The following is a 22,875-nucleotide window of genomic DNA, read 5'->3' on the forward strand; positions in this document are numbered from 1 at the left end:
GACTGAGATGTTGTTGAAGGAGTTAACCCAAACATTTGGGGTAAGCGGTTACGAGAAGGAAGTTAGAGACTATATAAAAGATAAAGTTAAGAATTATGCTGATGATATAATAGTAGATGCTATAGGCAATCTTATTGTGTACAAGAAAGGCTATGGTGAAAACAAGAAAAAAATAATGGCTGCCGCCCATATGGATGAAATCGGCATTCAGGTTACAAAGATAGAGTCTTCAGGTTTTATTAAGTTTAAGACATTGGGATTCTTGTGGCCTGATACCACATATATGAGCAGAGTCAAATTTAGAAATGGAGTAGTAGGCATAGTAAACAGCACTATTCCCATGGAGAATGTAAAAGGAGATTTCACAAAGCTTTGCATAGATATTGGTGCCAAATCCAAAGAAGAAGCCATGGAGTTTGTTAAAGTAGGCGATGTGGCAAGCTATATAGGTCCCTACGAAGAGCTCAAGGGAAATAATGTAACTGCAAAGGCTCTGGACAATAGAGCTGGTTGCTATGTATTGATTAAGGCTCTTATGGAGATGGGGACTCCATATAATGATGTATATCTTGTATTCACTGTACAGGAAGAGTTGGGATGCAGAGGATCAAAGGTTACAGCAGAGAGAATACAGCCCGATATTGGTATAGCAGTTGATATTACACCTGCTCATGATTATCCCTGTGACTTGGAAGGAAGCAATACATTGGGAGATGGAACAGGTATAAAGATATCAGACCCATCTGTAATCTGTGACGAGTATCTTGTAAGTGAGATGGTGAAATGCTGCGTAGAGAATAACATAAAATATCAATATGATGTAATAGCCAAAGGTGGCACAGATGCCAGCTCAATAAACTTGTCCAATTATGGTGTAAGAGCCAGCGGTATTTCAATAGTAACCAGATATCCTCATGGGCCTAACAGCATGGTAAATATGGGAGATATAGCGGCTTCTGCAAAATTATTAAGCAAGTATGTGGACAGAGAGTTCCAATTCTAATTAAACATATAATTTATCCCCCAAACCGGAGTATTGTTGCTTCGGTTTTTCTTTTCTTTTGTAGATTCTTTGTAATATATCTCCAGTCCCAAGCATATTTAAAGTTCAGAAGTAATTTTGCTTATTAATATGTTGGAAGGCTGGGTGGTATGATGAATTGGAAAAGGTCATGGATTATTTTTATTGCCTTTTTATTGTTGTTTAATTGGGCTTTCATTCCCTGCTTTTATGTGGATGCAGAACCTGATGCAGCAATCACATCTCAACAAAATAAAAGCATAGATGAGGTTGATGAAAAGAATAAGATTCCATTTGAAGGTTTGGTCAGTGATCCTGATTGGCAGGAGGATCATGAAGAGGAGAAGGAAATGACTGAAGAGGAAAAGCAATTTTATGTTGATATAGATAACATAGTAAAAAAGCATCTTGGCAATTTTGTAAAAAATGGTGGCAAAGGAATCATCGGCATATATATAAAGGAATTGAAAACTGGTTATGAGTATGATTACAATGGGAGCAAACTTTCTAATGAATATGAAGGGGAAGGTTTTTTCCAGACGGCTTCTACATGCAAGATGGCAGCTGCTGCAGCAGTATATTATTTGAATAATATAGGAGAACTGGATATAGACAGGGAATATACAGACGAGGTAACAGGCACCAAATACAATATGAAAAAGCTGACATACAAGATGATAACCCATTCGGTAAACGAGTATTTTAATACTCTGCTGAGACATTTTGGAAATGTGAAGCTCAATGAAGTATTTCAAGAACTGGGTCTTAAAAACACTTATGTTTATAGTGAGATAGGCCCTGCAGCTGCCATGTCCTATAAAAGCAACATTGAAAGATATGGCATAAGCAGAGGGCCTAGGACTACGCCCAAGGATTTGGGGCGAATACTTGATTTGCTTTATGAGGGAAAAGCTTTTGGAGAGGCTAATAGCAAATATTTTGATGAATCGTTGAGAAACAATATATACAGCAACAGGCTTCCGCAAGGTATAGGATACAGATCTCCTGTAGCCCATAAGACAGGTACCAATTCCTATGGAGTATATAACGATGCGGGGATAATATATCTTGAAGGCAATCCTTATATAATGGTGGTCATGAGCTTGGGAAGCCAGTCGTCAGTACAGGTTACATATCGGGCTATGGCAAAGGAAATATATGAGTATATGATAAAACGCATTAAAACTGAATGATATTGCATGACCAGACTGCCAAGAAATGATTCCATCTGTCGCCAAAGATGGGTGGTTAGGAGGAAAAGTATCTATTTCAAAGAACCATAGATTTCCTGACAAAAAGGTTGTTAAGCAACCTTTTTTCTTGGAGTATAAACTGGAATTTGATATAATAGTAGGAAAAAGGTTTATAATCCTTTATAAATCTACATTTTGGAGGAATTTATGACACTGATAGATAAAAAAGTTGACAGAAGAATTTTTGCATTGGCCATACCTGCAATAGGAGAGATGTTGTCCAATACTATTGTGTGGACAGCAGATACAGCCATGGTGGGGAGACTTACAGCGGCTGATATTGCAGGTGTAAACTTAGGAGCCCAGATGATGTTTACCCTGAGCAATATCATGAGTGCCATAGGTATAGGTGCCACTGCCTTGGTAGCCAGAAACATAGGAGCGAAGGATACCGAAAGGGCGGAATACATAGCCGGTCTTGCATTAAGCATAGGAATAATAGCTGCTTTTATCATCGGTGTTTTGGGTATTGTGTTTGCAGAGTCCATATTTGGTATTATTGTGGATGATCCGGATGTCATAAGTATTGGATCAAATTATAGCAGAATTGTTTTTGTAGGGGCTTTTTTCGTCATACCCATGATAATATCCAATTCCATCATAAGAGCCACGGGAAATACAGTGATACCAATGGTGGCTGCGATGACAACCAATATAACCAATATTGTGGGAGATTATGTTTTGATATTTGGTAAGTTTGGCTTACCTGCGTTGGGAGCGAATGGGGCTGCTATAGCTACTGCAGGGTCCCAGGCCGTAGGTTTTATGATATGCTTGACTTATCTAATAAAGGGCAGCAAAGATTTTAAGTTGCGAAGAAGAAACATGTTTAATTTTAAGAGAGAACCCATGAAGACATTAATAGATTTAAGCATACCTGCAGGAATGGAAACCTTTATGAATGAAGGAAGCAGACTGCTGTCTTCATTCTGGATAGCTCAATTGGGAACTGTTGCCTTTGCTGCTAATTCTCTGGCTGTAGCCGCCGAATCCCTATCCTTTATGCCAGGAAATGGATTTGCTGTAGCGGCTGCCGCTTTGGTAGGCCAGAGCTTGGGAGCAGGAGATTACGATATGGCTGAAAAAGTGGCTAAGAGATCTGTATTTTATGCAGCATTGATGATGGGTCTGGTAGGTTTGGCATTTTTTTTCTTCCCTTATGCTATAATGAGCTTTTTCAGCACTGATATGGGTTCAGTGTTGGAAGCTTCCAAGGCCATCAGGGTAGGTGCCTTTGAGCAGATACCCATAGCCATAGCCATGGTTATGTCCGGTGCCTTAAAGGGAGCAGGCGATACCAAAGGCCCCTTCAGGATATTTCTGGTTACCAACTTCATGTTCAGGCTGCCTTTGATATTCGCCATCGTATTCTTAATAAAAGGGCGTATAAGCCATGTTTGGGCTGCTACTGCAGTACAGTACGCAGTAGAGGCTACCTTAATGATCATACGATATAGAAGAGGTCATTGGAGGAGAATAGAAATTAGATGATTGCAGGTGGGATACATGCTGGCAATAGTAAACGGTAAGGTTATAGTGGATCAGTCTGTTGAAAAGAAAGTTGTGTTGATAGAAGGCGACAGGATACTTGATATTTGCAATACAGTGCCCGATGAGGCTGAAATAATTGATGCCCAAGGCCAGTATGTGTCTCCTGGTTTTATAGATATACACATTCATGGATGCAATGGTTTTGATATAATGACCAATACCTATGAATCTTTGATGAATATATCCAGATTTTTGCTCAGCACTGGTGTTACAGGATTTTTAGCCACTACCATGACTGAGAGTTCAGGCAAGATCCGGGAAACTATATGGGAAGCCAATAGAGCTTCCTGCAATGTATGTGGTGCTGATATATTGGGAATTCACATGGAAGGCCCTTTTATTTCTTTCCAATACAAGGGTGCTCAAAACCCAGGATATATCGAGAAGCCATCTGTTGAGAGTTTTAGAAAAAAGTGTGGAGAAGATGAAGAGTTTGTGAAAGTGGTGACCCTGGCTCCGGAGTTGGAAGGAGCCCATGAGCTTATAGAATATTTGAAGGAGAGAAATATTGTAGCCTCCATGGGTCATACAAATGCGGATTATGAGGAAGCAGAAAAAGCCATAGGATGGGGAGTAAAAAGTAGTACCCATACTTTTAACGGTATGAAGGGTTTTATTCACAGAGAGCCAGGAGCTTTAGGCGCTGTAATGGATTCTGATATTATGGCTGAAATTATAGCTGATGGTGTCCATGTACATCCTGCAGCATTGAGAATTCTGGCAAGATTAAAGGGATTTGAAAATCTGATTCTCGTTACGGACTCCATGATGGCAGCAGGTATGGTGGATGGGCAATACACATTGGGGGGACAGAAGGTAAATGTAAAAAATGGTGTTGCAAGAGTGATCAGTGGACAATTAGCAGGAAGCACCCTCACCATGAACAGGGCTGTAAGGAATGTGAAGGAATTCCTTAACATCACAGTTCCACAGGCAGTAGCCATGGCAGCTGGCAACCCTGCCAGACTTTTGGAACTGAAAGACAGAGGAGTTCTGGCAAAAGGTTGCATAGCTGATATAATCATATTCAATGAAGACATAAGAGTAACTAGAGTGATAAAATCAGGCATAGATATGGGTGTATATTAGAGTTTTGTAATTTCAAAGCTGTTATTTAATAGATTTATGGAGAGCATTTTGCTTTTCAACAGATCACCTCTTCCTATGAGGAGTTTTAATACTTCTGAAACCTCCATGGAAGCTGCCAAAGCAGGGGTAAAGGACAGATTGCCATGGGGATTTTTTGTTTCTTTTGCATCAGAGTATATTTTATCGAGAGATTTGTCTCCAGGGAAAATAGTGGTTATTTGTGCATGCCAACCGGATATGGCACCATATACTAAAGGTATTTTTAACTCCTCACAGGCTTTTTGCAGAGCCATTTTCCCTTTTACATTATCCAAAGCGTCTACTACCACCTGGGCTTTTTGCAATATGGTTATGGCATTGTTATCATCGATTAGGTTATATACAGGTAATAACTCTACATCAGGATTGACTAGCTTCATACGCTCCCAGGCTTCCAATGCCTTTGGTTTCCCCATATTCTCCACATTGGAAAGCATTTGTCTGTTTAGATCTGATTCTTCGAATACATCTCCGTCAACAGCGATAATTTTGCCTACTCCCAGTCTGCCCAGCATTTCTATTATATAGCCTCCTAGGCTTCCACAGCCAACAACGGCGACGGTCTTATCTCTTAATATGCTATTTTCTTCTTCAGATAAGCAAGGCATGTTTATATCATATCTTACCATGTTCAGACCTCCTTTTGTCTATGATATGCATATTATACCACAAGAAGAAAATAACCCGGCATTTCTCTTGCCGGGTATTATCAGTCTATAGTTTTTTTATTGTTATATTGTATAATTTGTCTGTTTCTTGGATGATGAAGCTGTTTTCCACCCTATATTTTATATTGCTTATGATTTCCTCGTATTCGAAAAGTATGTTCTGACTTTCCTCAACGCTTACCTTTTTAAACCGCACAGTATCACCGGGACCCATTTGGGCCATTATGGGAAGGTCAGGAGATATGACTGTTGCTATCTTTGTGTAACCTCCTGTTGTCTGCCTGTCTGCCATCATGACAATTGGGGAACCATGGCCGGGAACCTGCACTGATCCGGACACTATTCCATCAGATATTATATCCGGGCCTTTTACATGGGTGAGTTTGGGTCCTTCCAGCCTATATCCCATTCTATCTGCTTCCGCGGTAATTTTGTATTCCGAGTTTAGGAAAGTTTCTATGGCTTCAGGTGAGAAATGGTCATCCTGGGGTCCCAATACTACTCTTACAACATTATTATTGTTGTATCTGGGGATGTATCCAGGAGAAATATATCTTCCTACCTTTGCTTTTGATTTGGAAGCATCGATAGGTATTTCATCGCCTTCCATCAGTTTTCTTCCATTATAACCACCTAGCGATCCCCTCACATAGGTGGATTTGCTTTTCATTATTTCCGGAACTCCAATGCCACCTCCAAAGGCTATATATGTTCTCAAACCTTCTATAGCACCCGAAAGGCTCAATTGATCTCCTTTATGGACCTCAATGCTTCTCCACATATGAATATTCTTTTCATTTAGTTTGGGAGACATGTTGGCTCCAGTTATAGCAATAAACCCATCAAATCCTATCTCAATGATTGGTCCCATAAATGTGGCTTCAAGAACTGCTTCATGCTCATCGTTGCCAACCAGTATATTGGCAACTCGAAAAGCAAAATCGTCCATAGCTCCTGCTACAGGTATGCCGTATCTCTGAAAACCTATTCTCCCGTTATCCTGAATAGTTGTTAAAAGTCCTGGTTTTATAATCTTTATCATATCCATAACCATTACTCCTTACTTATCAAGTAAAGCAATGTTTACTGTGAATTTATTCTCTTCAACTTGCTTTAATATGTATTTGTACTCTTTTTCATCTATGGGTACAAATCGCACGTAATCTCCTGGATTCAGCAGCACAGGAGGTTCAGCAAAGGGATCAAAGAGTTTAACGGGAGTTCTGCCAATAAGCTGCCATCCGCCGGGGCTGTCAATGGGATATATGCCTGTCTGCTTGCCTGCTATGCCTACAGAACCTGCTGGGATTTTGGTTCTAGGGGTTTTCAGCCTTGGAGTTTCAATTTTTTCAGACATGCCTCCAAGATAAGGGAAGCCGGGTGTGAATCCCAGCATATATATCAAATAGTCCCTGGAACTGTGAATCTCTATAACTTCATTCACCGATAAATCGTTATGTTGAGCAACAAACTCTATGTCGGGACCATAATCCCCACCGTATATTGTTGGAATTTCTACTACCTTTGCAGGTTCTGAGCCGCTGTCGTTTAGATTATCTTCTAATTCTCTGAGCTTATGGCAAAGATCTTCATAAATAATATTTAATGGGTTATAAGAAACGAGAATAGATCTATAGGTGGGAACCATTTCTATAATCCCATCTAATCCGGATTTCTCTATGGCTAAATACATATCTCTTATCTTTTTGTTTATCTCTGGACTTATGCTGTCACCAAATTCTATGATGAGGGATTTGTCTCCAGCAGGCAAAAATCTTGCTTTTTCGTACATTATTTCACCACCGTTTTAGTCTATTGGAATAATTGAGCAATACCTTTCAGTGAATTGATTCCAAGATACAGTGTGATCAATACTACCAGTATTCCTAGTATAAGCAGCCATTTTGGATGCTTGTAATCTCCAACAACATTTTCATTTACAGAAGCTATAAGTATGGTTCCCAGGGTGACGGGTAGTATGAGACCATTGAGGGAGCCTGCTATTACCAATAGTGTAACAGGTTGACCTATAGTAACAAATACCAGTGTTGATATAACTATAAATCCTATTATCCATTTATTCTTATTGTCTTCAATAACCTTTGCAAAAGTTGTAAGGAATGAAACAGATGTGTAAGCAGCACCTACTACAGAAGTCAGAGCAGCAGCCCATATTACAAATCCGAAGAACTTGTAGCCAACAATTCCTGCACCAAGTTTGAAAGCAGATGCCGGTGGGCTGGCAGGATCCAATGCCATGCCTTTGGACACTACACCTAACACGGCAAGGAATAACAGGATTCTCATTATAGCTGCTATGCCCATTCCCATCAAGGAAGAGTTGGTAATGTCTTTTAAATTATCCTTTCCCTTTATACCGGCGTCCAAAAGTCTGTGCCCTCCTGAGAATGTTATGTAACCGCCAACAGTTCCACCTACAAGAGTTATGATGGCAAGCATAGGGATTTGTGTAGGAACGAAGGTTCTTGCTATCGCTTCTCCTACCGGAGGTTTAGTTGTTATGGCAACATACGCCACCAGCAATATCATTATTCCACCGAGCATCTGTGTAAGTTTATCCATAGCTTTTCCTGCTTCCTTGTACAGGAATATGCATATTGCCAATACAGCAGATATAATTGCTCCAATTTTTAAATCTAATCCCAATAATACTTCTAAACCCATAGCGGCGCCACCTACATTTCCGATGTTAAATGCAAGGCCGCCCAAGGCCACGAGGAATGCTATGAAATAACCTAGACCAGGGAGTATAGTATTTGCAATTTCCTGGCCTTTCATGCCGGATACGCCTATTACTCTCCAAACATTTAGCTGGGCGATAAGTGACAATATGACAGATGTTAAGATAACAAAACCAAAATCAGCTTTTAATTGTTCTGTAAAAACTGCTGTTTGGGTCAGGAAACCAGGGCCTATGGCAGATGTAGCCATTAAGAATGCAGCACCGAACAAAACCGATAAGTTTTTATTCTTCATAATTCCGACTCCTCTCCAATTTCATTGTTATATTTTCCAGTATGAAATTGACATTACTTTATGAATTCACTGAGGGGTTTAAGTTGAATTCCTTCTTCATGGAGGTTATTTCTTATTGTTTCTACAAAGTTTACAGCCTCAGGGTTATCTCCATGTACGCATATGGAGTCTGCGACTATCGTAATCTCTGTTCCGTCAATGGCAGTAACTTTCCCTGTCAAGACCATTTTTTTGACTCTTTCGATTGCTTCATTTTTATCATGAATTACTGAGCCGGGAAGTTTGCGGGATACCAATGTGCCGTCTGGATTGTATGCTCTGTCTGCGAATACTTCCTGAGCTACTTTCAGGCCTTTTTCCATGGCTCTTTTTGCAATATAGCTTCCGGATAATGCCAACAATATTATATTTTTATCAAAATTATATTTTTATCAAAATCTAATATTCCGTTTATTATTTCTTCCGCAAGTTCTGGTTTTACAGATGTTGTATTATAGAAGGCACCGTGGAGTTTAACATGCTGGAGTTTTGTACCTGCTGCTTGAGCAAAGGCATGCAAGGCTCCCAATTGATAGAGCATATATACTCTTGCTTCCTTTGGTGTTATGTCCATATTTCTCCTTCCGAAGCCCATGAGGTCTGGATAGCCTGGGTGGGCACCTATTCCTAGTTTATTGCCAAGAGCCATCTTCACTGTCTTCTCCATGATCAAGGGGTCTCCTGCATGCCAGCCACAGGCAATGTTCACTGATGTGACATGTTTCAGCACTTCTTCGTCAAGACCAAGCTTGTAGGTTCCAAAGCTTTCTCCAACATCGCTGTTTAGGTCAACATATTTTGGCATAATACTCCTCCTTTTCTACGGTTCATTATGCGAACCATAGTTTTATATTTTGAGTTAAAGATTCTATAATCAGTTAAAAAAACCTTCAATGTTAAAAAATTATCAATGTTAAGACTATTCGTTATATTATATACATGGAATATGGATGATATATCAAAAAAAGACATACAATTCTGCATGTCTTTTTTATTTATGGTATCCTAAGGATGCCGATATTTCTTCTGCTGCTTTTAATACTTCTGATATGTAAAGATCTCTGGTCTTTTCATTCAAGCGGCTTTCAGGTCCTACAATGCTTAAGGATCCAATTACATCACCTTTATGATCCCTTATGGGAGCACCTATGGCAAAGGTCTCATCAGCCAATTCGCTGTAGCTTATTGTATATCCCAATTTTCTTGCTTCTTTTATTAATTTCCATATTTCATCTATATCTGTAACTGTGTTTTTAGCGTACTTTACCAGTTCCACGCTATTTAGAATATTGTAGATTTCTTCATCGGGCAGAAAGGAAAGAATGGCTCTTGGACAGGCTCCTGCATAGAGAGGTGCTCTCTTTCCCACTGCTGTATAGGCTTTTACAGGTCTGTCACATTCCAGTTTTTCTATATATATTGCTTCATTGCCGCTTTTAACTACGATTTGAGAACTTTCGTTTATAGATTTTTTTATTTTCTCCATATAAGGCTTTGCAACAGCCTTAAGCTCCAAGTTGCTGCTGACTATATTTCCAAGCTCTAAGAATTTATAGCCTAATTTATACTGGCTTTCCTTCCCCATCACATCAACCTTTAGCAAATAGCCTCTATCAACCATGGTGGACAATATCCTATATACGGTGGCTTTTGGTATGCCTGACAATCTTGATAGCTCGCTTAATCCCAAAGTATCTTTTTGATGACTATAAAAGCTCAGAAGATATAGAGCTTTATCTAGGCTGCTATTTTTAGGTTCATTCTTATTATCTTTATACATGTCCATCTCCTCATAAGATAGTTATATAGTCATTGTAATAATTCTAATCTAAAATTTATGAAAAGAAAAGACCATAGATGATGACTGAATCATCCATGGCTTTGCATAAATATTATAATTCATTTTTTATGTTGGTATATTTGCTTTTTGCATTATTCACATCTTGATCTTGGGCGTCTTTAGTCTGATACCAGCCCTTTCTTTTCATGGTATCAAATATGGTATATTGCAGCTGCTGAGTGTCAAGCAGATTATCTGTAAGGGTTTTTCTAAGATTCTGGCATGAGGCCTCGGTTATTCCAGTATTGTAAGCTGATGCAATCTGCTTTTCCATGGCAAGAAGGTCATTCATTATATCCTGGTCCGTAAGTTGTGGATTGTTGTTCATAAATCTTTCCTCCTATTTATGAGAATTTAGATAGCCCAATAGCTGGTCAAAATGAGCTTTGTGTTTGGCGGCTGCATCATTGCAGATTGTAGTAAGCTCCTGGTTGGTGCACTGTTGAGCAGCCTGTCTATATTTCTTAACGGCTAATGCTTCATAATTAAGCTGATCTTCAAGGATTGATAGGTTCTTTGCCTCTATTTGAGGATTGTTGTTCATATGATTTCCTCCATTCTTTTGTGACATGACTATTAATTATTCTGTATGTTTCAACAAAAAATATTAGCGGAAATAAAATCATGTATTATTTTTAGGCTTGTCAGAAATAAATATGAACATGCACAGGAAAACATTACCAACATATATTGATATAAGTAATGTATTGGAGGTGGGTTTGTGAATAAAATGATGATGTGTCCTTTGATGAACAATATGAATTGGGCGATGAATCCAACCATGTACCCTCAAGCATATTCAAATATGTATATGGATTATGATATGGCAGGAAACATGGAGGATATTTTTGCTGAAGACGACAGAGATGACGAATATTTTGATTCCTTATATCCTGACAGCTGCAAAAAGATTATGCCATATATCGATAGAGAACTGGATAAGATGGAGACTGAGGAAAGCCCTTTGTACGATGGCCATCCTGAGAAAGAAATGATGGATCGATTGGGAGACAGAATATATGATAGAGTTATTGCTGACATGCCGGATATGAAAGAACATTGGGAAGGAAGACAATATGGCAGTAGGAGTCTACTGAGGGACCTGGTAGGAGTATTGCTCCTGACAAATTTGGCGAGAAGAAGGCGAAGAAGAAGGAGAAGAAATTACGATTATTATAACAACTATTGGTATAATTATTGATGCAATTTTTTTCAGCAGAAGATTATATCAAATAATAATAAGGCTAGTCCATGGCGGACTTAGCCTAACTGAACAGGTTTGCCTGTATCAAGGTCAACCTTTACCATATCATCCTTCAAGTGTTCGATAAGTACATTACCATTGGTCCAGTTGTTTATATCTTCCGTTAGAGCATCTTTTAAATCAGGAGGTATGAGGAAGGTGATTTGCACCATATCAGTGTAATTGGTATCAAGGATTATATATTCCCTTTTCATGGCTTCGTGTTGAATTTTACCTAGATAGCTATAATCAATGTGTACCGAAAAGAATGAGAATTTCTTGACCTCAATGATTCCTGCTGCCGAAACAGCCATTTTTGCTCCTTCGGCATAAGCTCTTATAAGGCCTCCTGCACCCAAAAGTATCCCACCAAAATATCGAGTTACAATAACTATTGTATTAGTGAGGCTTTCCTTTCGCAAAATTTCCAATATGGGTACTCCTGCTGTACCGGAAGGTTCTCCGTCATCGCTAGACCTTTGCACTTCAGCATTTTCGCCTAATATGTAAGCATAGCAATTATGAGTGGCATCATAATGCTTTTTTCTTATGGTATTGAGAATTTGGATCGCTTCTTCCTCTGTTGTAATAGGCATGGCATAAGATATGAAGCGAGATTTTCGCTCCACGAAAGAAGCTTCAGCATATTGTTTTATCATTTTATATGACTTTTCCATACTGCACCCTTTTCTAGTTTTTTTCAAGATTATTATATAATACGGACGGTTATTTAGCCAGCTTCAAAATATTACATAGCATATTGGGGTTTATAAACTTTCATAATGATAATAATAACTTTATACTAGCTAAAATGGAGGATTGCATGAATACTAGAATTTGGTGCGAATTTGCAAAACCTTTAGATGTATGCAGCAGTCATATACTTGAGGTTTTTAAAGATCATGATGTATCTTTGAATTATAGATTGGGATATGGTGAGGATAGTCCGGATTTTTATAAGATGCTGGAAATCTATAATAGAAATCATGTTCCAGTTTCTATTTGGGCTACCCTTTCAGATGATATGGGATATTGGATAAATGAACGAAATGCGATGAATTTTTATGATTATATAAAGAAGCTTCTGGGTGAGATCGACAAGAGAGGTCTGAGCATTAAAGGATTTTGTATAGATATGGAGTCTCCTATTGAGGATGTACGGCGTATTGCTTCACCAAGGCACAAATTGGAGCCCTTGATTGCATACGGCAAAATGTTGACATCAAATTTGAATAAAAAGAGGTTTAGAAACTCATTGAATGTTTTAAAGGAGGCTGCTGCATATATCAAGGAAAAGGGATTGGAAGGATATGCCACATGTATCCGCCACAGCTACTATGACCTGAGATTCGGAAGCGAGATTATGCAGAATGCGTTAGAAATACCTGTCTTTCAAGTGCCTTGGGATAAGTACAATCTGATGTATTATGCCACCATGATGAGAAATGAGTTGGGAAAATATAAAAAGGTAAATGTGGATTACCTCATATATCATCAGGTTTCCTATCTTAAAGAGATACTAAAGGATAAGCTTGCGGTATCCGTTGGCCTTACAAACATAGGAAAGTTGGGAAATGAGCCTTACTATGAGTCCTTGGATGAGTTTGAAAAGGATATAGGTATTTTAAAGAAATGCGGTGTAGAGGATTTTTCGTTATTCAGTCTGGATGGCATAATGAACGACAGATCCAGATTGGAAGATTATTTAATAAGAATGAAAAGAGCAAAACCCCATAAACCGGAACCCTGCCCCAGGGTGCATCGCAATGAGGCTTTGCTGGGATTTATGATGAATCTGGGGAAGATATATTATCAACTTCGAAGATAGATTTGTGGTGTAGCTTAGGGGATTCCTATTCCGCCTTGTTACGGGCTTTGTGGCGCGTGCTGACAACTAGGGTATGTCTCTGGGGCTTTTTATTTGCAATCGCAACATATACTATAGTGGCATATGTCAATCTATGGGATATATGATATTGCAACTCTAATACTTATCTAAAAGAGAATTCTAACGGCGAAGAAAGGACCTCCTGTCCTTCGATTCGCAATTTGTCCTAGCGCAGCCTCCATGCTGATCAAGCCTTTCAGGGCATGGAGGCGTTGGAAATTTCTTGGGATATGAGCTTTAGAGATACTAAAATCAATAGCCTTTATGAACTGAACATATGCTTAGTCCAATTAGCGATGGTATCTAGGCGCTATTTTTAGTGTCTTTAAATGATTCAAATAAGGAACCAGAGGAATCTCGATGGACATACAAACATTTTATTTCTTTTTCCTTGTTGTAAATATAGATAGCAAAGTCCACAAAAAAGACATAGTAACTACAATTACCCATTCTATCCATCCCAAAGGCACCGTACTGAAGATGGGCTGGAAGAAGGGAACATATATAACCATTAGCAGAAGCCCTAAGGAACATAAAACAGCGAGAGCAAGCCACATATTGGTTAAGGGATTTATTCTCAGTATGGATCTGTGTTCTGAGCGACATTCAAATACGAAGAAAAGCTGAGACAATACCAACGATGCAAAGGCACAGGTTCTTGCCCTTATTATATCGTTGTAGGTCAAATAAAGCATGAGAGCGAAAACTGATAATGTACCAAATCCAATGGCTATTCCCCTCATAATTATCTTAAAACCTAAACCATGGGAAAATATGCTCTCTTTTTTCCCTCTTGGCTTTCTAAACATTATATCTCTGTCGGGAGGGTCTACCCCTAGAGCCATAGCTGGAAGCCCATCGGTCACCAGATTAACCCATAATATTTGAATGGGAATAAGGGGTGTGGGCAAATACAAAAGGGAAGCCAGAAACATGGTGAGCACTTCTCCAATATTGCAGGATAACAGATAACGAATAAATTTTCTTATATTGTCATATATGATTCTTCCTTCTTCCACTGCAGCCACAATGGTGGAGAAATTATCATCCAGCAATATCATGGAGGAAGCTTCTTTAGTTACATCCGTACCTGTTATGCCCATGGCTATGCCTATGTCTGCTTCTTTAATGGCAGGCGCATCGTTTACCCCATCTCCTGTCATGGCTACTGTATGTCCCAAGGATTTTAAAGCTTTTACTATTCTCAACTTGTGCTTGGGAGATACTCTTGCATATACTGCGGTGTTGGCAGAAGCCTTTTTCAACTGGTTATCGTTGAGTTTATCCAAGTCATTGCCTGTAAGTATCTGATTCTCTGAAGTCAATATGCCTAATTCCTTACCTATAGCCGCTGCAGTCAATTTGTGATCTCCTGTTATCATTACGGGTCTTATACCGGCCATTATGCAGGTTTCAACGGCTTTAGCCACTTCAGGCCTTGGTGGGTCAATCATTCCCATCATGCCGATAAATGTTAGGTTTTTTTCAATGGAATTATTGTCAAGGATTCCGTCAAACTTTTTATAGGCTGTGCCCAGAACTCTTAGAGCAGAGGAAGCCATTTTTTCGTTTGCTGTCAGGATGGCTTTCCTATCCATAGAGGTCATGATTCTTTCCCCTCTGGCGCTATAATACTTTGTACATAAATCCAAAATCACATCTACAGCGCCTTTGACAAATACGAAGGACTCGCCGTTTTTTCTTCTGACTACCACCGTCATTCTCTTCCTATTGGAATCAAAAGGTATTTCATGGATTCTCTTATATTCCTTATTGAGGTTGGATTTTTTAATGCCAGAGCTCCATGCAGCTTTAAGTATGGCAAGCTCAGTAGGATCTCCTGTGGCTTCTGGTTCAGACATCATCCTTTCCTCATAAAATGCATCGCTGCACACCGAAGAAGCAGTGAATAGGAATTTTAATGATTCTGTGGAAGAGAAACGATTTCCTTGAGGTTCTATGATTTTATCATCTACATAAATTTTCTTTACAGTCATTTTGTTTTGAGTCAGAGTCCCGGTTTTGTCGGAGCAAATTACAGTGGTGCTTCCAAGGGTTTCTACTGCCGGCAGCTTTCTAACAAGAGCATTTCTTCTATACATTCTCTGGACCCCTATGGCTAAGGCCACGGTCACAATTGCAGGCAGTCCTTCGGGTATGGCTGCCACTGCAAGGCTTATGCCTGTCAGGAGCATGTTATATGGGTCTTCCCCCCTTAATATTCCTGTTATCGAAACCACTGCGCATATGATAAGGCATACAGCAACAATATATTTGCCCAGCTGCTCCAATCTCCTTTGAAGAGGTGTAAATTCATCAGGTATATCCTGAAGCATGCTTGCTATCTTGCCCATCTCAGTATTCATACCGGTGGAATATGTAACTATTTTGGCCTTTCCTGATGTAGCCATGGTTCCCATATAGACCCAATCCGAGTTTCTGGATGATTTTTCAACAGGCATTGATTCGCCTGTAAGGATGGATTCATCCACCATAAGACCTGTGCTTTCAAGAACTATTCCATCAGAAGGAATTCTATCACCGGCTTCAATTATTACCAAATCTCCAGGAACCACATATTTAGCATTTATGTAGGATACTTTGCCTTCTCTGACTACTTTGGCTCCCGGAGCAGAAAGCTCCATCAAAGCTTCAATGGATCTTTCAGCCTTATATTCTTGTATAAATCCAAGTATGGAATTCAGAACTATTATTGCCAATATGGTTATGGAGTCAGCTTTCTCGCCAAAAAACCAGGATATGAGACAAGCACCTATAAGTACAAGGGTCATAAGGTTTTTAAACTGCTCAATAAAAATGGCTGTAGGGCTTTTTTTGTTTTTCTTTTTAAGTTCGTTGAATCCGTGTTTTTTTAGCTTTTCCATGGCTTCTTTTTCTGTAAGTCCTCTGGTCAAGATGCCTTTTCCAGTGTTTGTGTTTAAGATTTGCATAATAGTCCCCTCTTTTCCCTGTGCTTTTCCTTTTAATATTATTCTTTAGGGATAGCTAATATGTTAGGATTTTATCTTCTTACTTCGTAGTAGATTTTGAAAAGAATGGAAAAATGGAGATATTTGATAATAAAAAACAATAGAGAATTGGGGATAATATTTAAAAAGTCATAGGAGTGATTAAATGAAACTCAATAAGAAAATAATCATAATATACATTGCCTTTATGGCAACAATTTGCTTGGTATTTTTTGGAAAGAGTTTTAAGGTAGATAGGGAGCATTTTGAACAACTATTAACTATCATTAAAAAATCTTCACTATATATGAAAATTATGGACAATAAAGATATGGAGAAAAAGCATGAAGAAGGGAATGTAGCTGAAAAATCATCGGATGAACCTATCAAGGAAACTATAGAAAACATATCAAAAAAATTCATCAACAGTTGCTTTGCCAGAAACGAAAGCAATGTAGTCTCTTTGTTGGCAAAGGAAACAGATTATATTAGATCCCCTGATGGTTCATCCTTCATAAGATATACAGGTGACGGCCTTTTGGTAGAAGGGTATATGGATACGGATAAAAACCTGGCAGACTACAGGCAAAGATGGTGCTATATAGAAGGCGATAAAGCCTTGGCAGGTGTTGAGATAACCCTTAAAGGCCAAGATGTACCTGTAATATGGTATTTGTATTATAAAAAAGAAAATGGGCAGTGGAAGCTATATATGCTGGAGAACGATTACAATCCTACAAAACCTGCATTATAACGCATTTCAGGTAAAGAGATTCATAATATCCGGATACTATGGGATGATCCTTTGCCTGAACCCTTGATTCGATTATTCTCAAAGTTCTCTTGGCATCCTTTGCTGCTTCCAGCAGCATCTTTTGAAATATTTCCGGATACATATAGTGAGAACATGAGCAGCTCACTAGAAATCCTCCGGAATTTATTATTTTCATGGCTCTAAGGTTTATTTCTTTGTAGCCTCTGTATGCCCCCTCAAGGGCGGATTTTGATTTGCAAAAGGCAGGAGGGTCCAATATTATTACATCAAATCTTTCACCTTTTTGCTGATACTCTTTCAATATATCGAATACATTGGCCTGAATAACCTTTATTTTTCCTTCCATATTGTTTAATGCTGCATTGGTGGCTACATATTCCACTGCATGTTCTGATATATCTACAGCAGTGACTTCACTGGCTCCATAGTAGGCTGCATGGAGTGCAAAGCCTCCTGTGTGGGTAAATGTATCCAAGACTTTAGCTCCTTTTACCAAGGGTTTTAGAGCAGCTCTATTTTCCCTTTGATCCAGGAAGTAGCCTGTTTTTTGCCCATTTTCTATATCCACCATCATCTTTATTTCGTTTTCCATTATCTGAACCCTTGTGTCGAAAGGCCCTTTCAAAAATCCTTTTCTCTGATCCAGACCTTCTAATTCTCTTATCTGTACATCGTTTCTTTCATATATGCCCTTTGGTGAAAGAATTTCATCCAATATATCTACAATCAAGTCTTTATATTTGTCTATTCCTAGAGATAAGGTCTGGATGCTCAGATAATCTTCAAATTTGTCCACGATAAGGCCAGGTATGAAATCAGCTTCTCCAAACACCACTCTGCAGCTTGATGTATCCACAAATCTTTTTCTATATTCCCAAGCATCCTGAATTTTTCTTTTAAAGAAGTCTCTGTTTACATCTTCTTGCTTTCTGGTCAATATTCTTATTCTTATTTTTGAGTTGTCGTTTATGTATCCTCTGCCTATGAAATTGTTCTTCCAGTTATATACATCAACTATATCTCCGTTTTCATATGATCCATCAAGCTTTTCTATTTCATTGTCATATACCCATGGGTGGCCTTCCAATATTCTCTTATCTTTACCTTTTTGAAGCTGTACCTTAGTCATGTTAATCCTCCTAGTTTTAGAGTATATTTTATTATATAAAAGTATTATACAATAGTATTAATATATCCAGCATGTAACTTTTTAAAGGATGTTTCGTCTAAAATAAGGATGTAATGAACCTGTATTTGGAGGTATGATGATGAAAAAGTGGATTATTGCGCTGTTTACAAGCCTTTTGCTTATATGCGGCATGCTGCCCGTTTTTGGTGATGGAGAGGATATAAATATAAGCACCGAAATAGGTTTTGATAAAGTTTATAGAGCCAATTTTTTAACGCCCATAACCATTACTGTAGAAAATAACATGAAGGATATAGATGGAGAAATACAAATAGAGATTCCAAGCAGTTTTGGATCTGCAGGAGTTGACAGGGTGAATGTCTATGCAATAGCCATAAACCATCCCAAGAATACCACAAAGAAATATACAATGAACATACCAATACCTTCTTCCTTGCTAAGCACTAAACTGAGGATTGTGGAAGGGAAGAAGACCCTTATTGAACAAAATATTAGAACTGATTTGGGCATAGCGAATAATGTAATGCTGGCAGGTATTATGAGCGATAACAGCACAAATTTAAATTATCTCAATGGATTCACATTTCAAAGCCTTCAGGGAAATGTTAGTGTGAGAAACGTCAATCTCAATGAAGAAAATTTTTCAGAAGATATGGATGTTATGAGGGCTTTTAATGTGATTTTCATGAATGACTATGATTCCTCAAAATTGAGTGATGATCAGTATAATACATTGAAAAGATGGGTGGAACAGGGAGGTTTCCTTGTAATAGGTACAGGGCCTAATGGTTCAAAGACCCTATCTGCTTTTAGGGATGATTTTATAACCGGAGAAAGAGGCGGATTGGTCAGTGTTTCGGGAAAGAAACTGGGCGAAATGATTAGCAGGGATTTCAATGAGCCTATGGAGGTAATGGATATCAAGCTGGCCAAAGGGGCGAAAATCCTGGAACAGGATGGAATAGCTCTGGCCCAGTATATAGATAAGAACAGAGGAAGGATATTGGTGCTGTCCTTTGATATGGGCCTTGAACCGTTATCTTCATGGAATATGAACAGAACTTTTATGGAAGTATTGGTTCAGAGGGCTGCTCCTTCCATATATACAGGACAATTTTTTGAAAAGTACATGGCTGTAAACGAACATAATAATTACCTAATGACTAGGGCATTGAAGATAATACCTGAAATTTCATTGCCTAACCATAAAATAATTATAGCGTTGCTCGTTTTATATATTATTCTGGCGGCTCCTGTAAGCTATATCATATTGAAAAAAAGGGACAGAAGAGAGCTTATGTGGGCAGTGGTGCCCATGTTATCCGTTGCTTTTATGATTGTTATATACTTTATGGGTTTTGGAACCAGGTTGAGTGGGCCTGTGTTCAATAAAATATCAATCATATATGGAGGGGAAGACGGAAGTCTTACATCAAGATCCTTTGGCGGAGTACTTAGCCCCAAAAATACAAATCTTTTTATAGAAGGTTTGGATGAAACGGATGTAAAGCCTTTTTTAACTCAAAGTGACTATTACAATTCCTATCCAACCTGGAATGAAAATAGAAAGATTGATACCAAGATTATGCTTTCGCCAAAATCAAGTATAGAGGTTCATGATGTAGGAGCATGGACTATGAAAACTTTTTCTCTTGATAATGATAAGGAGATAAAGGGTGAAATACATAGTGAAATAAGCTATGTTGATTCTGGTTTCAGAGGCTTTATTGAAAACAATACGGATTTGGATTTAGAGGATTGCTATATAATAACATCTAGTGAGTGTTTGCCTATAGGTGATATAAAAAGTGGTGAAAGAAAAGAGATTACAGGTAAGACAAATAGATACTATGGAGACAGACGTGATTTGTTGGATAGCTTATATGATATAAGCAATCCCAAATATGAGGGATTCAATCTGTCTGAGGAAGAGCTCTTTAAAATAAGAGAGATATATCAAAAGAGATTTGCTTTAAATTATTACTTGGATAATTATGCCTCACCATCGGTAGAAGGCGTCAAGTTCTTAGGGTGGAGCTCCAAATCCATAGGAGGAAATGTTAAAATAAACGGCAAAGAAGTAAAAACTTATGAGAAATCTTTATTGATAACTGATATTAAACTCATGGCTCAATCGGGGGAAGAAATAGAGCTACCTTGGGGCTATGTTAACCCTGTTGTTAAAAGGAGTTTGGTAAAAGGTGGCTATGAGTCTTATGATGATATTATTCATAATGCCACAGGGACTGTAGAAGTTGCCTTTAACATTATTGAAGATGTGATTCCAGAAAGGATATCATTAAACAATGATGGAATAGAGGCTAATATTAAACAGTATATCTGGAATGTGGAGAAGAATCAGTGGGATAGCGGTGATTTTTCCGGATATGTTATAGAAGGTGATGATTTGGGAAAATATTTGGATAATAATAACAGTTTGCTTTTGAAATATGAATTGAGCGACAATGATCTTAAACTTCCCCAGATAAAAGTGAAAGGAAGGGTGAAGTAATGCTAAAGATAAAAGGACTAGTTAAAAAGTATGGTAAGTTTACAGCTGTAGACTATCTGGATTTGCATGTCCCTAAAGGTGAGATATATGGCTTCGTAGGTCCCAATGGAGCCGGGAAGACAACAACTATGAAGATCATCAGCGGTCTTATGGAGGCGGATAGAGGAGAAGTATATGTAAATGATATTGATGTACTAAAGAACCAAAGAAAAGCCAAAGAAGTTATAGGATATATGCCTGACTTTTTTGGTGTATATGATGATCTGAAGGTTACGGAATATCTGGATTATTACGCTTCCATATACAAAATAAATGCCAAGGAAAGAAAAAAGATATGCGATGACCTCTTGGAACTGGTTGATCTTCAGGATAAGAAAGATGCCTATGTAGACAGTTTATCAAGAGGTATGAAGCAAAGGCTATGCCTGGCGAGAAGTCTGGTTCACAACCCGGAACTTCTGGTGCTGGATGAGCCCGCGTCAGGCATGGATCCAAGGGCGAGGGTTGAAATGAAAGAAATTCTCAGGGTACTGAAGGATTTGGGAAAAACCATAATAATAAGTTCTCATATACTACCTGAGTTGTCAGAGCTTTGTACATCCATTGGCATAATAGAAAGAGGCAAAATAGTCATTAGCGGAACTGTTGATGAGATTATGCAGCAGGTCTACAGAAAGAGATTCATTAAGGTAAAAATAAAAGATAAAACAGAGGAATGTGCAAAGGTTATGCAGGAACATCCTTTGATCACGAATATAATCAAAGGAGAAAATTCAATTGAAGCAGGATTTGAAGGCAGTGAGGAAGAAATGGCCATGCTTCTTAAAGAACTGGTAATGAGGGATATTCCTGTGATAAGCTTTGGGCAGATGGAGGGAAATCTTGAAGACGTATTCATGAAGGTGACGAAGGGAGATGAGGCATGATGAGGATAAATCCTGTATTGCAAAAAGAACTTAAGATAAGAATGAGAGGCTGGCGTGCTGCAGGAATGATAGGAGTCTATCTGATTTTTATGACTCTTACTGCTTCCTTTGCTTTGATAATGTCTATGGATGATTATTATAGATCAACCATAGATCCGGAAGTGGCCTTAGGAAGCTATATAGGATTGGCTGTTATGCAATTGGTATTGATTTCTTTCATTTCTCCTGCTCTTACTACAGGAGCCATATCTGGAGAAAGAGAGAAGCAGACACTGGACTTGCTGCTATCCACTCCCATGACACCTTTATCCGTAATCACAGGGAAGCTTTTTGCCTCCATCAGCCAGGTCATATTGCTGATAATCGCCTCACTTCCCATATTCTCCATTGTTTTCCTCTTTGGAGGCATATCAGTAATAGAACTTTTGCAATTGTTTGGCTTTTTCATAATAATAGCCATAACCTTTGGAAGTATAGGCATATTTTATTCTTCCTATTTTAAAAAGACTACGGCTGCCAATGTGATGGCTTATGGCACCATAGCCTTTCTATGCTTTGGAACCATATTCCTCACCATATTGTATCTTGGCATAACGAGAAATTATGGTTATAAGGGGTTTTTTCCATTTTTGTACGCAAACCCCATTATCGGTTTTACATCCATTCTATGGGATCAGGTGGGAGGAGGCAATGTGAATATCTTTCCCGGGCTAATATTTGGAAATACAGCAGCGGCAAGCCATATAAGCACATGGATCATCAATTTGCTTTTTAATATAATTTTATCCATAGTTTTATTGATACTATCCGCCAAAAAAATCAATCCTCTCAAGGAGAGACACCGGGGACGGTTCTACTTGTCCCGCAAAGGTAAAAAATGAGACATGGGGGACGGTTCTCTCTGTCTCATTAATT

20 protein-coding genes and 1 pseudogene are annotated in these 22,875 nt (G+C 38.6%); 10 read left to right on the top strand and 11 right to left on the bottom strand.

Annotation, left to right across the window (positions count from 1 at the left end; genetic code table 11):
- The first annotated feature begins 7 nt into the window (after window positions 1–7).
- From BUB48_RS11300 to nagA, 4 genes are all read left to right on the top strand, one after another.
- Window positions 8–1,003: a M42 family metallopeptidase gene (locus BUB48_RS11300; RefSeq protein ID WP_073026353.1), complete on the top strand. Its 996-nt coding sequence runs from the start codon at window positions 8–10 to the stop codon at window positions 1,001–1,003.
- 149 nt (window positions 1,004–1,152) lie between these two features.
- The gene (locus BUB48_RS11305) at window positions 1,153–2,214 is read left to right on the top strand and encodes a serine hydrolase (protein ID WP_084524539.1); all 1,062 of its coding nucleotides are present in this window, start codon (window positions 1,153–1,155) and stop codon (window positions 2,212–2,214) included.
- A 207-nt stretch (window positions 2,215–2,421) separates the two neighbouring features.
- The gene (locus tag BUB48_RS11315) at window positions 2,422–3,765 is read left to right on the top strand and encodes an MATE family efflux transporter (protein ID WP_073026356.1); all 1,344 of its coding nucleotides are present in this window, start codon (window positions 2,422–2,424) and stop codon (window positions 3,763–3,765) included.
- Between the two features lie 15 nt (window positions 3,766–3,780).
- Window positions 3,781–4,914 carry an N-acetylglucosamine-6-phosphate deacetylase gene (gene nagA, locus BUB48_RS11320; protein ID WP_073026357.1) on the top strand — a complete coding sequence of 378 codons (1,134 nt, stop codon included), beginning with the start codon at window positions 3,781–3,783 and terminating at the stop codon, window positions 4,912–4,914.
- Here the strand turns inward: nagA and BUB48_RS11325 are convergent.
- The 8 genes and pseudogenes from BUB48_RS11325 to BUB48_RS11360 form a co-directional block, all read right to left on the bottom strand.
- A complete protein-coding gene (locus tag BUB48_RS11325) occupies window positions 4,911–5,582 on the bottom strand; it encodes a HesA/MoeB/ThiF family protein (RefSeq protein WP_073026358.1) in 672 nt (223 codons plus the stop codon). The two genes, nagA and BUB48_RS11325, sit on opposite strands and share 4 nt — an antisense overlap.
- 85 nt (window positions 5,583–5,667) lie before the next feature.
- Window positions 5,668–6,669: a 5-oxoprolinase subunit C family protein gene (locus BUB48_RS11330; protein WP_073026359.1), complete on the bottom strand. Its 1,002-nt coding sequence runs from the start codon at window positions 6,667–6,669 to the stop codon at window positions 5,668–5,670.
- 12 nt (window positions 6,670–6,681) lie between these two features.
- Entirely contained in the window at window positions 6,682–7,413 is a 732-nt protein-coding gene (pxpB, locus tag BUB48_RS11335) for a 5-oxoprolinase subunit PxpB (RefSeq protein ID WP_073026360.1), read from the bottom strand.
- Between the two features lie 20 nt (window positions 7,414–7,433).
- A complete protein-coding gene (locus BUB48_RS11340) occupies window positions 7,434–8,618 on the bottom strand; it encodes an NRAMP family divalent metal transporter (protein WP_084524543.1) in 1,185 nt (394 codons plus the stop codon).
- Between the two features lie 53 nt (window positions 8,619–8,671).
- A pseudogene (locus tag BUB48_RS19145) lies at window positions 8,672–9,462 on the bottom strand (LamB/YcsF family protein).
- Window positions 9,463–9,648: 186 nt separating this feature from the next.
- Entirely contained in the window at window positions 9,649–10,437 is a 789-nt protein-coding gene (locus BUB48_RS11350) for an IclR family transcriptional regulator (protein ID WP_073026362.1), read from the bottom strand.
- A 112-nt stretch (window positions 10,438–10,549) separates the two neighbouring features.
- The gene (locus tag BUB48_RS11355) at window positions 10,550–10,825 is read right to left on the bottom strand and encodes a spore coat protein (RefSeq protein WP_073026363.1); all 276 of its coding nucleotides are present in this window, start codon (window positions 10,823–10,825) and stop codon (window positions 10,550–10,552) included.
- Between the two features lie 12 nt (window positions 10,826–10,837).
- Window positions 10,838–11,041, bottom strand: a complete 204-nt coding sequence (locus BUB48_RS11360) for a hypothetical protein (RefSeq protein ID WP_073026364.1) — start codon at window positions 11,039–11,041, stop codon at window positions 10,838–10,840.
- Window positions 11,042–11,218: 177 nt separating this feature from the next.
- Between BUB48_RS11360 and BUB48_RS11365 the strand changes: the two genes are divergently transcribed.
- Window positions 11,219–11,698: a hypothetical protein gene (locus BUB48_RS11365; protein ID WP_073026365.1), complete on the top strand. Its 480-nt coding sequence runs from the start codon at window positions 11,219–11,221 to the stop codon at window positions 11,696–11,698.
- Window positions 11,699–11,757: 59 nt separating this feature from the next.
- On the opposite strand, the gene BUB48_RS11370 is transcribed toward BUB48_RS11365, so the two are convergent.
- Window positions 11,758–12,417 (bottom strand): YigZ family protein, encoded by a 660-nt coding sequence (locus tag BUB48_RS11370; RefSeq protein ID WP_073026366.1) that lies wholly within the window; start codon window positions 12,415–12,417, stop codon window positions 11,758–11,760.
- 146 nt (window positions 12,418–12,563) lie between these two features.
- Between BUB48_RS11370 and BUB48_RS11375 the strand changes: the two genes are divergently transcribed.
- The gene (locus BUB48_RS11375) at window positions 12,564–13,568 is read left to right on the top strand and encodes a hypothetical protein (RefSeq protein WP_073026367.1); all 1,005 of its coding nucleotides are present in this window, start codon (window positions 12,564–12,566) and stop codon (window positions 13,566–13,568) included.
- A 437-nt stretch (window positions 13,569–14,005) separates the two neighbouring features.
- Here the strand turns inward: BUB48_RS11375 and BUB48_RS11380 are convergent, their stop codons facing one another.
- A complete protein-coding gene (locus BUB48_RS11380; RefSeq protein WP_073026368.1) occupies window positions 14,006–16,579 on the bottom strand; it encodes a calcium-translocating P-type ATPase, PMCA-type in 2,574 nt (857 codons plus the stop codon).
- 184 nt (window positions 16,580–16,763) lie between these two features.
- On the opposite strand from BUB48_RS11380, the gene BUB48_RS11385 reads away from it, so the two are divergent.
- Window positions 16,764–17,351 (top strand): hypothetical protein, encoded by a 588-nt coding sequence (locus BUB48_RS11385; RefSeq protein ID WP_073026369.1) that lies wholly within the window; start codon window positions 16,764–16,766, stop codon window positions 17,349–17,351.
- On the opposite strand, the gene BUB48_RS11390 is transcribed toward BUB48_RS11385, so the two are convergent.
- A complete protein-coding gene (locus BUB48_RS11390) occupies window positions 17,332–18,501 on the bottom strand; it encodes a class I SAM-dependent rRNA methyltransferase (RefSeq protein ID WP_073026370.1) in 1,170 nt (389 codons plus the stop codon). The two genes, BUB48_RS11385 and BUB48_RS11390, sit on opposite strands and share 20 nt — an antisense overlap.
- Before the next feature lie 139 nt (window positions 18,502–18,640).
- Between BUB48_RS11390 and BUB48_RS11395 the strand changes: the two genes are divergently transcribed.
- The 3 genes from BUB48_RS11395 to BUB48_RS11405 are packed head-to-tail and all read left to right on the top strand — an operon-like array spanning window position 18,641 to window position 22,841.
- A complete protein-coding gene (locus tag BUB48_RS11395; RefSeq protein WP_073026371.1) occupies window positions 18,641–21,034 on the top strand; it encodes a hypothetical protein in 2,394 nt (797 codons plus the stop codon).
- Entirely contained in the window at window positions 21,034–21,960 is a 927-nt protein-coding gene (locus BUB48_RS11400) for an ABC transporter ATP-binding protein (RefSeq protein WP_073026372.1), read from the top strand. The genes BUB48_RS11395 and BUB48_RS11400 overlap by 1 nt, the downstream gene beginning before the upstream one ends.
- Window positions 21,957–22,841: an ABC transporter permease gene (locus tag BUB48_RS11405; protein WP_073026373.1), complete on the top strand. Its 885-nt coding sequence runs from the start codon at window positions 21,957–21,959 to the stop codon at window positions 22,839–22,841. Before BUB48_RS11400 ends, BUB48_RS11405 begins: the two co-directional genes overlap by 4 nt.
- Window positions 22,842–22,875: the final 34 nt, after the last annotated feature.

This window comes from Lutispora thermophila DSM 19022, assembly GCF_900142105.1.
In the GTDB taxonomy this organism is placed as follows: Bacteria; Bacillota; Clostridia; order Lutisporales; family Lutisporaceae; genus Lutispora; species Lutispora thermophila.

Bases quoted from the DNA above. Each gene is read 5' to 3' on its own strand.
- BUB48_RS11390 (WP_073026370.1), bottom strand. From the start codon at position 18,501: ATGACTAAGGTACAGCTTCAAAAAGGTAAAGATAAGAGAATATTGGAA.
- BUB48_RS11380 (WP_073026368.1), bottom strand. From the start codon at position 16,579: ATGCAAATCTTAAACACAAACACTGGAAAAGGCATCTTGACCAGAGGA.
- BUB48_RS11350 (WP_073026362.1), bottom strand. From the start codon at position 10,437: ATGTATAAAGATAATAAGAATGAACCTAAAAATAGCAGCCTAGATAAA.
- BUB48_RS11300 (WP_073026353.1), top strand. From the start codon at position 8: ATGTTGTTGAAGGAGTTAACCCAAACATTTGGGGTAAGCGGTTACGAG.
- BUB48_RS11375 (WP_073026367.1), top strand. From the start codon at position 12,564: ATGAATACTAGAATTTGGTGCGAATTTGCAAAACCTTTAGATGTATGC.
- BUB48_RS11370 (WP_073026366.1), bottom strand. From the start codon at position 12,417: ATGGAAAAGTCATATAAAATGATAAAACAATATGCTGAAGCTTCTTTC.
- pxpB (WP_073026360.1), bottom strand. From the start codon at position 7,413: ATGTACGAAAAAGCAAGATTTTTGCCTGCTGGAGACAAATCCCTCATC.
- BUB48_RS11395 (WP_073026371.1), top strand. From the start codon at position 18,641: ATGAAAAAGTGGATTATTGCGCTGTTTACAAGCCTTTTGCTTATATGC.
- BUB48_RS11400 (WP_073026372.1), top strand. From the start codon at position 21,034: ATGCTAAAGATAAAAGGACTAGTTAAAAAGTATGGTAAGTTTACAGCT.
- nagA (WP_073026357.1), top strand. From the start codon at position 3,781: ATGCTGGCAATAGTAAACGGTAAGGTTATAGTGGATCAGTCTGTTGAA.
- BUB48_RS11325 (WP_073026358.1), bottom strand. From the start codon at position 5,582: ATGGTAAGATATGATATAAACATGCCTTGCTTATCTGAAGAAGAAAAT.
- BUB48_RS11330 (WP_073026359.1), bottom strand. From the start codon at position 6,669: ATGGATATGATAAAGATTATAAAACCAGGACTTTTAACAACTATTCAG.
- BUB48_RS11315 (WP_073026356.1), top strand. From the start codon at position 2,422: ATGACACTGATAGATAAAAAAGTTGACAGAAGAATTTTTGCATTGGCC.
- BUB48_RS11305 (WP_084524539.1), top strand. From the start codon at position 1,153: ATGATGAATTGGAAAAGGTCATGGATTATTTTTATTGCCTTTTTATTG.
- BUB48_RS11405 (WP_073026373.1), top strand. From the start codon at position 21,957: ATGATGAGGATAAATCCTGTATTGCAAAAAGAACTTAAGATAAGAATG.
- BUB48_RS11360 (WP_073026364.1), bottom strand. From the start codon at position 11,041: ATGAACAACAATCCTCAAATAGAGGCAAAGAACCTATCAATCCTTGAA.
- BUB48_RS11340 (WP_084524543.1), bottom strand. From the start codon at position 8,618: ATGAAGAATAAAAACTTATCGGTTTTGTTCGGTGCTGCATTCTTAATG.
- BUB48_RS11355 (WP_073026363.1), bottom strand. From the start codon at position 10,825: ATGAACAACAATCCACAACTTACGGACCAGGATATAATGAATGACCTT.
- BUB48_RS11385 (WP_073026369.1), top strand. From the start codon at position 16,764: ATGAAACTCAATAAGAAAATAATCATAATATACATTGCCTTTATGGCA.